Source organism: Roseovarius litoreus (assembly GCF_900142765.1).
Classification (GTDB): domain Bacteria; phylum Pseudomonadota; class Alphaproteobacteria; order Rhodobacterales; family Rhodobacteraceae; genus Roseovarius; species Roseovarius litoreus.
In genome coordinates, this window is record NZ_FRCB01000020.1 from 1 (window position 1) to 12513 (window position 12513).

13 protein-coding genes are annotated in these 12513 nt (G+C 64.5%); 7 read left to right on the forward strand and 6 right to left on the reverse strand.

From position 1 onward, the window contains the following. Both F3H35_RS18540 and F3H35_RS18545 read right to left on the reverse strand, forming a co-directional pair. Positions 1-127: GTP-binding protein (locus F3H35_RS18540; protein WP_262975149.1), on the reverse strand; the 127-nt coding region annotated here is incomplete at its 3' end. A gap of 78 nt (positions 128-205) precedes the next feature. Then, positions 206-907, reverse strand: a complete 702-nt coding sequence (locus tag F3H35_RS18545) for a hypothetical protein (RefSeq protein WP_188130041.1) — start codon at positions 905-907, stop codon at positions 206-208. Positions 908-1033: 126 nt separating this feature from the next. On the opposite strand from F3H35_RS18545, the gene F3H35_RS18550 reads away from it, so the two are divergent. After that, positions 1034-2410: a cytochrome P450 gene (locus tag F3H35_RS18550; RefSeq protein ID WP_149781017.1), complete on the forward strand. Its 1377-nt coding sequence runs from the start codon at positions 1034-1036 to the stop codon at positions 2408-2410. Positions 2411-2417: 7 nt separating this feature from the next. Here F3H35_RS18550 and F3H35_RS18555 read toward each other — a convergent pair whose 3' ends face one another. The 4 genes from F3H35_RS18555 to F3H35_RS18570 form a co-directional block, all read right to left on the reverse strand. Then, positions 2418-3545, reverse strand: a complete 1128-nt coding sequence (locus tag F3H35_RS18555) for a M48 family metallopeptidase (protein ID WP_149781018.1) — start codon at positions 3543-3545, stop codon at positions 2418-2420. Continuing rightward, positions 3545-4756, reverse strand: a complete 1212-nt coding sequence (locus F3H35_RS18560; RefSeq protein ID WP_149781019.1) for a DUF898 family protein — start codon at positions 4754-4756, stop codon at positions 3545-3547. Before F3H35_RS18560 ends, F3H35_RS18555 begins: the two co-directional genes overlap by 1 nt. A gap of 115 nt (positions 4757-4871) precedes the next feature. Further along, positions 4872-7316 (reverse strand): DNA topoisomerase IV subunit A, encoded by a 2445-nt coding sequence (locus tag F3H35_RS18565; RefSeq protein ID WP_149781020.1) that lies wholly within the window; start codon positions 7314-7316, stop codon positions 4872-4874. Positions 7317-7379: 63 nt separating this feature from the next. Beyond that, the gene (locus F3H35_RS18570; protein ID WP_149781021.1) at positions 7380-8363 is read right to left on the reverse strand and encodes a glycosyl transferase family 90; all 984 of its coding nucleotides are present in this window, start codon (positions 8361-8363) and stop codon (positions 7380-7382) included. A 273-nt stretch (positions 8364-8636) separates the two neighbouring features. Here F3H35_RS18570 and F3H35_RS18575 point away from each other — a divergent pair, with 273 nt between their 5' ends. The 6 genes from F3H35_RS18575 to F3H35_RS18600 form a co-directional block, all read left to right on the forward strand. After that, on the forward strand, positions 8637-9266 hold the full coding sequence (locus tag F3H35_RS18575; protein WP_223228488.1) for an SH3 domain-containing protein: 630 nt from the start codon (positions 8637-8639) through the stop codon (positions 9264-9266). A gap of 37 nt (positions 9267-9303) precedes the next feature. Then, on the forward strand, positions 9304-10137 hold the full coding sequence (locus F3H35_RS18580; protein WP_149781023.1) for an SDR family NAD(P)-dependent oxidoreductase: 834 nt from the start codon (positions 9304-9306) through the stop codon (positions 10135-10137). 98 nt (positions 10138-10235) lie between these two features. Next, positions 10236-10445, forward strand: coding sequence for a twin transmembrane helix small protein (locus F3H35_RS18585; RefSeq protein ID WP_007812922.1), 210 nt, complete (start codon positions 10236-10238; stop codon positions 10443-10445). Position 10446: 1 nt separating this feature from the next. Then, positions 10447-11019 (forward strand): cob(I)yrinic acid a,c-diamide adenosyltransferase, encoded by a 573-nt coding sequence (locus tag F3H35_RS18590; RefSeq protein ID WP_149781024.1) that lies wholly within the window; start codon positions 10447-10449, stop codon positions 11017-11019. A gap of 294 nt (positions 11020-11313) precedes the next feature. Continuing rightward, the gene (locus F3H35_RS18595) at positions 11314-12117 is read left to right on the forward strand and encodes a hypothetical protein (protein ID WP_149781025.1); all 804 of its coding nucleotides are present in this window, start codon (positions 11314-11316) and stop codon (positions 12115-12117) included. A 175-nt stretch (positions 12118-12292) separates the two neighbouring features. After that, positions 12293-12513, forward strand: a 221-nt coding sequence (locus F3H35_RS18600; protein ID WP_394852322.1) for an electron transfer flavoprotein subunit beta/FixA family protein, incomplete at its 3' end; no start/stop codon positions are given.

A 12513-nucleotide genomic window follows, 5' to 3' on the forward strand; every position in this document is an offset into this window, starting at 1 on the left:
TCGCCGCCGTCAGTGTCGTCTTGCCGTGGTCAACGTGACCAATCGTGCCGATGTTCACATGCGGTTTCGTGCGGTCAAACTTTTCCTTTGCCATGTCTCCGGGCGCCTTGTTCAGTTGGGGGGCCATCCGGCCCGTTTGATGCTCCGCGCGCCATTTATTGGCTTGCGGGGTGAAAATCAAGCAGTTCGTGCGAGGGTCGCGCCATCACTCGATGACGGGTGTTTCGCCAATGTCTTCCTCGGGCGCCACATCGCTCTCGGCGCTGGCGGGTTCGGGTGTTTCGCCGGGCGCTTCCGCCGCAGCTTGCGCCGCTTCGGCGGCCTCGATCGCCTGCAGCGCGGAGAGCGCCTCGGCGCGGCCCCGCTCACCGCCTTCGAACCAGCCCTTCTCGGCATTCTCGCGCACCAGCCAGTTCTGGATCAGCTTGGCGGCATTGCGGCTGAGATTGCGCATCTGCTGCGCCTTGGTCTGCGTCAGGCCCGAGCCCAGCATGGTGCGGGGCGACATGCTTTCCACCACCGTAACCTGATGCGGCTCCGCGTTCAGCTTCTCCTGCTTGGCATCGTCCCAGACGGTGACCCGCAAGATCAGGGCCGAGCGCGGCGACGCCACCAACGGCAGACCCGGTATCGCCAGCACATAGCCTTCGACGCTGATGCCCAGATGATAAAGACGCGTGCCCTCGTAGCGTCCGAACCGCTCGTCGATGGCGCTGGTCATCGCCTCGATCCACTCTTCCTCGGTGGCCTCGCGCGACACCGGCCCCCGCGTCAGATTGGGCGCCACCACGACGTTATGCGCCAGATTGAAATCACCGAGATAGACCGGAGCTTCATCCAGATCATCGGGATTGGTGCAGGCCGCAACGATCGTCATCATGGCCAGCATGGCAAAAAGGCGCAGCATCTTCGTCCCCTTCAGGTCATCTTTGCGCCCCATACCCCACGCGCCCCTCATGCGCAACGATTTGGGCGGCGCGTTGCCCGGCACCCGGCGCCACCTATATTCCCATGGACACCGTTTGAGGACGCCATGATCCCGACCGACATCTCGCTGCCCGTCCATGTCCCGCTGGTGGATGAGCCGATGGGCATCCTCGCAAGCCTTCAGGCGTCGCGCCGCAACATTCTGGGCATCATTCCACGCCTCGCCACGACCGAGCCGATCGTCTCGGGCCGAACCGGCAAGCGCTGGCACATGGTGATGGAGCCTACGGCGATCCGCCGAATGCTTCTGGAAGAGGTCGACAACTATCCCAAGTCGGTCATCACCAAGGCGCTCTTGCGGCCCGCGATCGGAGAGTCGCTCTTCATCGCCGAAGGCGCGCATTGGCGCTGGCAGCGGCGCACGGCAGCGCCCGTGTTTTCACATCGCAACGTCATGAACCTCGCGCCCATCATGAGCGCCGCCGCAGACCGCAGTTGCGACCGGATCACTGCCGCCGGTCCGCGTGCCGTCGACATGGCCGCGGACATGGTGCGCACCACCTTCGACGTGATCGCCGACGTGACCTTTTCGGGCGATGGCGGCTTTGCGGCGGATGCCGTACATCAGGGGATCGACGCCTATATCGCACAGGCGGGCAAAATCTCGTTGTTCGACATCCTGGGCTTTCCCGACTGGGTGCCGCGTCCGGGGCGGGTGATGTCGGGCGATGCCGTGGCCCAAATGAAACGCGTCGCCGACGAGGCGATCGAAGCCCGCCGCGCGCGCAGCCAGACCGAGCCAGACGCCGTGCCGGATCTCCTTGATCTTCTGATGGATGGCGAAGACCCCGACACCGGGCGCCGCATGACCACCGCCGAGTTGCGCGACAACCTGCTGACCTTCATCGTCGCCGGCCACGAAACGACCGCGCTGACGCTTGGCTGGTCACTCTATCTCTGCGCCTTCGACCAGAGCGTGCAGGACCGCGCCCGCGCCGAGGCCCAATCCGTGCTGCAGGGCCGCGCCGCCACCGGCGACGATGTGGCCCGCCTGCCCTTCATCCGCCAGATCATCGACGAGGCGCTGCGCCTTTATCCACCTGCAGGTGTCGTGTCGCGCACGGCGATGCAGCACGACACACTGTGCGGAACCGAGGTGCGCCCCGGCGATACCGTGATGATCCCGATTTATGCGCTGCACCGCAACAGCCGCCTCTGGGAGGATCCGGACAGCTTCAAACCCGAGCGGTTCGCGGATCGCAAGGCGATCGACCGTTACGCCTATCTGCCTTTCGGCGACGGGCCGCGCATCTGCATCGGCGCCAGCTTCGCCCTTCAGGAGGCGGTCATCATCCTTGCCACGCTGCTGTCGCGCTTTCGGTTCACGCGCGTGCCGGGCCGCGACCCGGACCCCGTCATGATCCTGACCCTGCGCCCCGAAGGCGGCGTCTGGCTCGAGGCGGAACCGATGCCGCAGCCATGACGCGCCATCAGTCGCAGATTGTCTTCAGCGCCTGCCAGTCCTGATCCCCAAGCGCGGGCATGGTCGCCCCCTGGACATCGGCATTCCGGCGCGCGGCCTCGGCACGGTCGGCGCTTGGCGGATGGCTTGCCAGATATTCGGGCAGGCGCAGGCCCCCGCCTTCCATCTCGCCGAGATGATCAAAGAACTCGGCCATGCCAGCGCTGTCCACCCGTGCCGCGTTCAGCATCTCGAGCGCGAACTGGTCCGCTCTGGTCTCGGCCTCGCGGCTATAGCTCGATTGGATCAGCTGCTCTCCGAGGAACACCGCAAAGGCGCCGCCGGTGACATCCCCCAGCACCATCGACAAGATCCCAGCCGATCCCGCCGCGCGCAGCGCATGGCGCGTGGCGTCGCGCCGTTCCACATGGCCGATCTCATGGGCCAGCACGGCGGCCACGGCATCGGGGCCGCTGGCCTCATCCAGCAATCCGCGCAGGATCACCACCTGACCTCCGGGCGCGGCGAATGCATTGACCATCTCGTGATCGAACACCCTGAGCTGCAGATCATACTGCAGGTCCCGGCCCTCGGTCAGCCGCACGAGCATCCGCGCAAGCGCTGCATGTCCCGCCGGATCATCGCAGGTCAGCCCATCTTCACGCCCTGCCCCGAGCGCCTGTTCCAGCTGCGCGGTCACCGCCTTGCCGAAGGCGATCTCGCGCTCGATGGGGATCAGGTCTGCCATCGTGTCGGCCATGCGCGGCAGGATCACGAAAAGGATCAGCCCCACGGCCGCCACGGCCAGCGCACCGCGCCGGACGATCCGTCCCCATGTGCCGGGGTGCAGGTCGCGCTTGTCCAGATCGGGGCACAGACGGCGCAGCCGCGCGATGCTGCCCGGATCATTCAACGTCAGCCGCGCGGGATCCCGCGGCGCCTCGTCATCGGTTGCCGCGTGCAACATCAGGGTCAGCCCGCCCTTACGCGCCTGGTCCCGTTGCGTGCGCAGCCGCGCGAAGGGCCAGTGATGCGGGCCATCCCCAAGGGTCGGACCATCGAACACCAGCTGCCCGCCCACCTCGTCCAGCACCAGTTCAACCTCGTGCCGCCCGGCACTCTGCCCGTCGAAATAGCGTGCCGCCACACCCGGCATCAGATCGCGCCACCCACATCCAGCGCATCTGCGAAACCTTCGGCATCCGCGCCGGTGTCATGGCCGCGCTGCTCGATATAATCCAACTCGTCGGCATTGCGGATCGTGACCGCCTCGACCACCTGATGGATGATCGGCTGCAGGATCCAGACCAGCACCAGCGAGGCCGAGACCGCATATGCCAGAAGGTACAGCGCCCCGATCGCCACCACGGCGATGAACACCGCGCCTTCTCCCAGCATCACCGCAGGCACCAGCAGGAACATCACCGCAGCCCCAAGCCCGCCGAAGATCAGCACGGTAATAATTCCGACCATCAGACCACCCAGGAACACGGTCGACACGATGGGCGTCGCGCGGATGTGCAGCTCGAACCAGATATTGCCGTCCAAAATCTTGTTCTCGGTCAGGTAGATGAACGCCTTCACCCGGTAAACGACGATGCCCACCAGCAACCACACAAAGCCAAGCACCGCCACCGCGCCACCGCTTTCCGGCTGGCCCAGAAGCCCCGCCACCATGCCGCCCCCGATCATGATGAAAAGACCGGCATAGATATGGCTCATCGCCGGCAACAGGGCGGTCCATCTGCCCCCCTGCTGGAACGGCGCGTCTCCGTACCAGCTTCGGTCGGTCATGTAGCGCTCCAGCCGCCATGTCTGCCATGGCAGCAAAAGCCCAAGCGACAGGATCGTCAGCAACCAATGCCCCATCGCCCGAAACGCATAGCCCCATGCGCCTTTCTCGGCGCCAAAGCGGATGCCCCGCCAGCGCGTACGCGCCAGCTTGTAGCGCCGCACGCGGTATTGCGCGAAAAAGATCAGCGGCAGGACCGCGACGAAGGTGATCGAGAACGCCACCGACTGCAGCATCGCCTGTTCCGGTGTCTGCGGCTCACCCAACAGCGTCAGGCCGAAATAGAACAGGATCATCTGCACCACGCCCAGATACACGGCCAGAAGCACCACCGCCATCAGGAAGCCCAGGAATTTCTCGAGCCCGGTACCGGTATATTCGAAATTGTCGCGCCCGTCGCTGATCGACGACCAGACATAGCGCCTGATGCGCGTTCTGGCCCAGAACCGGTAAATTCCCAATGTCACCGTGGTCAGCAGCGCCGTCACGACGGCAAGCCGCAGAAGCGCGCCGCGCTCTCCGTCATACTGCCCATGCAGAACCTTTTCGGGCTCTGCCATCGTCTGCGTCGCCATATCGTTACCTCTCGCGTTGCACTCGCACCCGTTGTGGCTCAGGCGGATCGACACGCTCGGGATATCCCGAATTTTGGCAAAGTTTATGGCAACAGAGCGGCGATTCGCAGGAAAATCAGGTGAAGCGGTTGTCCCTCGGGAAGCCCCTTGGGGCCATGCGGCCCGCGCTCGCGCGCTTGCCTGTCCACTCGGCCAGATCGGTCTCGGTGCGGGTGCGGCCCGCCGGATCGCGCCAGCTCAAACCGTCGGCCAACGCAAAGGTGGTGGCATCGCTCAGCCCGCCATCCTTGTATTTCTGCAAACGGACCCCCTTGCCGCGCCCCATCTCAGGCAGCTCATCGAGCGCAAAGATCAGCACCTTGCGGTTTTCGCCCACGCAGGCCACGTGATCGCCCTCGACCTTGGTACAGACTTTCGCGCGTACATCGTCGCGTACGTTCAGCACCTGTTTGCCGCTTCGGGTCTGGGCCACGACCTCGTCCTCGGGCACCACGAAACCGTCGCCCGCACTTGACGCCACCAACAGCTTTGCGCCGGGGCGATGAATGAACAGATCGACGATCTCGGCCTCGTTGGGCAGATCCACCATCAGGCGCAGCGGCTCGCCCATACCGCGCCCGCCGGGCAGGTTGGCGGCACTCAACGTGTAGAACCGTCCGTTGGTGCCGAACACCAGAAGCCGGTCGGTGGTTTCGGCATGGAACACGAAGCGCCCCTCGTCGCCATCCTTGAACTTCAACTCCCGGCTCAGGTCGATATGACCCGACATCGCCCGGATCCATCCCATCTTCGAGCACACCACCGTGATCGGCTCCCGGTCGATCATCGCCTCCAGCGGCACCTCCTCGACCTCTCCGGCCTCGGCGAACTGGGTACGGCGCACGCCCACATTCTTGCCATCCAGCACGTAGTCGCGCCCGAATGTCTTCTTGACCTGCCGCAGCTGCTCCGAGATCGCATCCCATTGCAGCGTCTCGTCCTCCAGCAGATCCTCAAGCCCCGCGCGCTCTTCCATCAGGGTGTCGCGCTCGCGCACCAGCGCATCCTCCTCCAGCCGCCGCAAGCTGCGCAGGCGCATGTTCAGAATCGCTTCGGCCTGCACATCCGACAGCCCGTTCTCGCGGCCCGCATAGCTGTGCGGCACCTCGCGCGGCGTGGCGGCGGTGCTTTCCGCCAGAACGCCCATCGCCTCGGCCTCGGGATCCGCGATCAGCACCAGCTGCGCGATATCCACACCCTCCAGCGGCGAGCGGTAGTCGGCTTCGCTCATCGCCCGGCTCAGCGTGGCCTGATGCGGCGTGCTCCAATCCTCGTACATCAGTGCGGCCTTGGGATCGTCGTCATAGCGGATGATCTCGATCACCCGGTCGAGGTTCAGGAAAGCGGTGATCAGCCCCTGCAAAACCTCGAGACGGTTGTCGATCTTGGCCATCCGGTGCCGCGACCGCCGCTCCAGCACCTCGCGCCGGAAATCCAGAAAGGCGCGCAGCACCTCCTTGAGCGAACAGACCTTGGGCGTCACCCCGTCGATCAGCACGTTCATGTTCAGGCTGAAGCGCACCTCCAGATCCGAGTTGCGAAAGAGCATGCCCATCAGCACCTCGGGGTCCACGTTCTTGGACCTCGGCTCCAGCACCATGCGCACGTCATCGGCGCTTTCATCGCGAATATCCGCGAGGATCGGCACCTTCTTGGTCTGGATCACCTCGGCCAGCTTTTCCACAAGCTTGGATTTCTGCACCTGATAGGGGATCTCGGTGACAACGATCTGCCACTGGCCCCGGCCCAGATCCTCGACCTCCCATTTGCAGCGCAGCCGGAACGCGCCGCGCCCGGTGCGATAGGCCTGCGCGATATTTTCTCGCGGCTCTACAATCACGCCGCCGGTCGGGAAATCCGGTCCGGGGATGTAATTGAGCAGCGTATCGTCGCGCGCATCGGGCACCTTGATCAGATGCAAACAGGCATCCACCAGTTCCGAAATGTTATGCGGCGGGATGTTGGTGGCCATGCCCACCGCGATCCCCGACGAGCCATTGGCCAGCAGGTTGGGAAAGGACGCCGGCAGCACGATCGGCTCGCGCAGCGTGCCGTCGTAATTGTCCCGGTAATCAACCGCGTTCTCGTTCAGCCCGTCCAGCAGCGCCTCGGCCACCGCCGTCATGCGCGCTTCGGTGTAGCGGCTGGCGGCAGGGTTGTCGCCGTCGATATTGCCGAAATTGCCCTGACCGTCCACCAGCGGGTAACGCACCGCGAAATCCTGCGCCAGACGCGCCATCGCATCATAGATCGCGGCATCGCCATGCGGGTGGTAATTGCCCATCACGTCGCCGCTGATCTTTGCGGATTTGCGGAAGCCCCCGGTGCTCGACAGGCGCAGCTCGCGCATCGCGTAAAGGATGCGCCGATGGACCGGCTTCAGCCCGTCACGCGCATCGGGCAGCGCGCGATGCATGATCGTGCTCAGCGCATAGGTCAGATACCGCTCGCCAATCGCGCGGCGCAGCGGCTCTGCGAATTCGGTTGCGGGCTCGGCCCCGTCGTCGATCAGGTCGCTCATGCTGCTCTTGATACCCTCTGGGCAGGGATCAAGGCCAGCCCCCGCCGCGTGTTCGTGCTTGATCTACGTAAACAGCCTCACAGGGGAGGAGGTCAAGCCCAGCCCGCCGGTAAACTCCGCGTATTTCTGCAAGACCAGCGCCGCAATCAGCCTTTCGCGCGCCGGATCGCGGAACTGTCGCACCCAGGCCTGCGCATTGCGTACGATCCGCTCCATCTCCTGCGGGTTGGCCTCGCACCACGCGATCCGCTCGTCCAGATCGCTCAGATCGGCGCGGATCTGCACGAAATGCACCCCCGGCTCCAGCCGCCCCTCCATGTACCAGGTCTCGTATTCCAGCTTCGGCGCCAGCGCGACCGAGTTCGACGCCATGATCCATTTCAGATTGGTCGCCACGTCATTGCCCTCGAGCGACAGAACATACCGATGCTCGAGCTGCTGCGCGATGCTCAGCCAGCCTTTCGGCGGCGCCAGCCCTTCGGCCTCGTGGACCTGCCCGATATCATGCACGAGGCTGTCCGCATAAAGCTGCACGGCGGCGATCCTCGGCGCCTGCCCGTTCAGCATCCCCCGCCACACCGCCGTGGGGCGCTTGTCGGCCCAGCGCCGGCTGTCCTTGGGAAAGTGGAAATGCCGCAGCGCATCCAGCGGCAACAGAACCGAATGCGCCACATCGCCCGCGATCGGCCGGCTTTTGACCAGCGACGGCGCATCAGGCACATGGGTCACATCCCCGAAAAGCGGTGCGATGCGGAACTCCGGCCCGAACCCCTGCGCATCGCGCATCAGATCGATGTAATACATCTTGCCGCTGCGATCCGTGGTGCCGATCGACATATCGCCCAACCGGACCGGCGGCAGATCATCCACCGGCACAATCAGCCGATTGTAATAGGCCACCCGCTCCAGCACATCGCTCGGCAAGTCCTCCAGACGCTCGGGCAGCCGCGCCGCCAGTCGCTTGCGCGCCACGGCCCACGCACCCGGCGCATATTCCCGCAACGCCGCGGCAAGGAAATATCCGGCTCTCTGCAAACCGCCGCCCATAGTCGCGACCCTCCCCTCACTGTCAGCCTCGACCCGGCTAGCAGCGACCGGCCCGCGCCACCAGAGCGCGCGCCCACCCCGGCAACACATATTTCAAAAACTGTGACATCCGGCAAGATTCCGCCACATCCTCGATGCGAATCGTTTATGATAGCTGGGTCCGATGAGGGCGCATGCTGCACGCGCCTTCGCTTTATTGCTGCACGGACAATGAAAACGTTCGGTACTGGGGGGACGCGCATGTGGCGCTTTATTTTAGTGACTTTTGCCTTTTTGGGATGGTCATTTTACGAACTGAGCGGCGGGGCCGATTACACACCCCGCACCAATTCCATTCAGGCCCGTGCGCTTCTGGATGATGTGCGCCCGGTGGCGCGACCCGTGCGTGCGCATGTGACCCAAGTGGCCGGCACCGGCGGGGTCGCCCCGGCGGTTGAGCCCGTGGCGCAGGACACCGCAGCTCGCAAAGCCGCGCCCGGAACAGAGCCCGGTCTCGAGCCGGGGCCGCAATCGCTGGTCACGCTCGCCTCCGCCAATGGCGACACGCTTGCCGCTCCCGCGATCGGCCTGCCGGTCATCACCGCGCAACCCGCAGAGACCGTTGTCACCGCCGCCGTGGCCCAGACCGAGATCGCCGGCCTCACATTGCGCGGCCTGTCGGACCCGATCCGCCTCGACACTGCACCGACTGATCGACCCGACGATATTCGCGCCATCTCCGGCACCGCCGTCAACATGCGCGCCGGTCCCGGCACGCAATATGACCGCATCGCCCGGCTCACCCGGGGTCAGGAGGTGGCTGTGCTACAGGATCCCGGCAATGGCTGGCTCAAGCTTCGGGTGGTTGAAACCGGACGCGTCGGATGGATGGCCGACAGCCTGGTGACCGCATCGGCAAACTGATTGCATCGCCCTGCACTTGCGGCCATAGCTTGCAGCCATGAGCCAGAAAACGATCCTCATCACCGGCTGCTCTTCTGGCATCGGATATGACGCCGCCCTGGGCCTTCGCGCGCAGGGCTGGCGCGTCTTCGCGTCTTGCCGCCGCCCCGAGGATTGCGCGCGCCTGATCGCCGAAGGCTTCGACAGCCCGCTGATCGACTATCAGGACGAGGCGACCATCGCCTCGGGCCTGTCCGAAGTGCTTTCAGCCACAGGCGGCACGCTCGATGCACTGTTCAACAACGGCGCTTTCGGCTGCCCCGGCCTCGTCGAAGACCTGCCCACCGATGCGCTGCGTGACATCTTTCAAGCCAATTTCTTCGGCTGGCACGAGCTTACGCGTCGCGTGATCCCGGTGATGCGCGCCCAGGGCCATGGCCGTATCGTGCAATGTTCCTCGGTGCTGGGCTTCGTCACGCTGCCATGGCGCGGCGCTTACAATTCCACGAAATTCGCGCTCGAAGGGCTGACCGACACGCTGCGCATCGAAATGCGCGATACCGGCATTCATGTCATCCTGATCGAACCCGGCCCCGTCACCTCGAAGATCCGGGTGAACTCGATTCCGCATTTCGAGCGCTGGATCGACTGGGAAAAATCCCCGCGCGCCGACGCCTATCGCGACCAACTGCGCAAGCGGCTCTACAAGGACAGCGGCACCCCCGACAGGTTCGAACTGCCCGCCTCTGCAGTGACCGCGAAACTGATCCATGCGCTCACCTCTCCCCGGCCCCGGCCCCGCTATTACGTCACGACGCCCACCTACATGATGGGCTTTCTGCGCCGCATCCTGCCGACCCGCGCGCTGGACTGGGTGCTCTCGCGGACCTGATGGCCCCGCATGACATGCGGCAGGGGAAAATTCGCTTTCGCTTTTCGGTCGCGGCACCCTAGATGGGCCAAAGACCCGATTCGAAGGAGCCCGACCCGATGCTGACAGATCCGCTCTTCCTCATTGCCGCCGCCGCGTGCCTTGGCGTGGCCGTGATCCTCGCACTGGGCATCGGCACCTTCGGCAAGGAAGGTCTCGACAACGCCAAGCGCTCGAACAAGTTCATGCGCTGGCGCATCATCGCGCAATTCGTCGCGGTGATCCTCATCCTACTTTTCGTTTTCATCCGCAGACAGGGGGGACAGTGACATGGTGGTTCTCAACAGGATCTACACCAAGACAGGCGACCACGGCGAAACCGCTCTCGGCAATGGCGCGCGGGTGGCGAAACATTCCATGCGCGTCACCGCCTATGGAACCGTCGATGAGGTGAACGCGACCCTCGGGCTCGCCCGCCTGCATGCCAAGGGCGAAACCGACGAGGCGCTGGCCCGCATCCAGAACGACCTCTTCGATCTGGGCGCCGATCTGTGCCGTCCCGACATGGCCCGCGATGCCGAGGCCGAGTATACCCCCCTGCGTGTCACCGCCAATCAGGTTACCCGGCTCGAGTCGGAAATCGACACGATGAACAAGACGCTGGAACCCCTGCGCAGTTTCATTTTGCCCGGCGGCACCCCGCTTGCGGCCTATCTGCACCTGTGCCGCACCGTGTCGCGCCGCGCCGAACGCCTGACCGTGGAGCTTGCCACCATGGAAGAGGTGAACCCCGATGCGGTCAAATACCTCAACCGCCTGAGCGATTGGTTCTTCGTCGCCGCCCGCGTCTCGAATGACGGCGGCACCTCCGACGTGTTGTGGGTTCCGGGCGCGAACCGCTGACGCGTCTCGCGACAGCGGCGGGGCGTCCAGTGGACGGCCCGGCGACCGGAAGGGCGAAGCCCCGGGCCGAAAGCCGGGCGCGAACCGCTGACCTCTGTCAGCGCCACACAAACCGAGCCGGGCCGCAAGGCCCGGTGACGTGCCCGATACAGGCCAGTGGCCTTTGGGGAACATCCAGCAAGTCCTTCACCCGGCGTAGCGAATCCGATCTGGAGCGGTTCGGGCAATCATGCTAGCCCTACCCTATTGGCCCACCCGGACCACCTTCGGGCCGATCAGTACGAGGACGCCCATATGTCGTTACCCACCGTGGCCATGTTCTGGGATGGCCCGCCGCTGTCTTTCATAGAGCGGCTTTGCACCAAATCCTTCGTCGATGCCGGTCACAAGGTGGTCCTGTTTTCCTACGGCAAGGTCGAAGGCGTGCCCGACGGTGTGGAAATGGCCCCCGCCTCCGACATCCTGCCGCATCCCGACACCATGCTGCGCCATGACCGTACCGGCAGCCCCGCGCCCTATTCCGACAAGTTCCGCTACCACCTTCTGGCCCGTCACGACGGGCTGATCTGGTCGGATACCGATGCCTATTGCCTCAAGCCCTTCCTGCCCAAGGACGGGTATTTCTTCGGGCGTGAAAACGATGACGTGGTGGCCAATGGCGTGCTCGCCCTGCCCGCGTCCTCGCCCACGCTCAAGGCACTGATCGACATGTGCGACGATGAATACACCATCCCCGTCTGGATGCGCCGCGCGCAGGTCCGCGAGATCAAGGCACGCCACGACGCCGGCGATCCGATGCATGTCTCCGAAATGCCCTGGGGCGTCTGGGGGCCGCGCGCGCTCTCGCATTTCCTCAAGAAACACGACGAGTTCCGCCATGCGCTCGAGCCCCATGTGCTCTACCCCGTGGGCTTCGCCGAACGGCGGCTCTATTTCCGCCGCGCCGCCCTGACATGGAACCTCGTGCGCGACGATACCGTCTCCATCCATTTCTATGGGCGCCGCTGCCGACAGCTTCTCAAAATCAAGTTCGATGGGGTGCCCCCGCCCTCGTCCGTTCTCGGCGAGCTGGCCGCGCGGCACGGAATCGCCGCCTGAGCCGCACCTGCCTGCGGCGGAATTTCTCGATCCAAAACCGCAAACGCGACGTCGCGGGACGCAAACGTGACGATTTTACCCTGTTTCCCGCTGGTACAAACCAGTATCAAACCCCCGAGAGCATTCCGAAGAGTCGCCCCGCGACGCTTCAACCATCCATAGGGAGACCATGCCAATGAAGGTGCTTGTGCCTGTCAAACGCGTGATCGACTACAACGTCAAGGTCCGCGTCAAGGCGGACGGCAGCGGTGTCGATCTTGCCAACGTGAAAATGTCGATGAACCCGTTCGACGAGATCGCTGTGGAAGAGGCCATCCGCCTGAAAGAGGCCGGCAAGGCCGATGAGGTGATCGCGGTGTCGATCGGCGTGAAGCAGGCGCAGGAAACCCTGCGCAC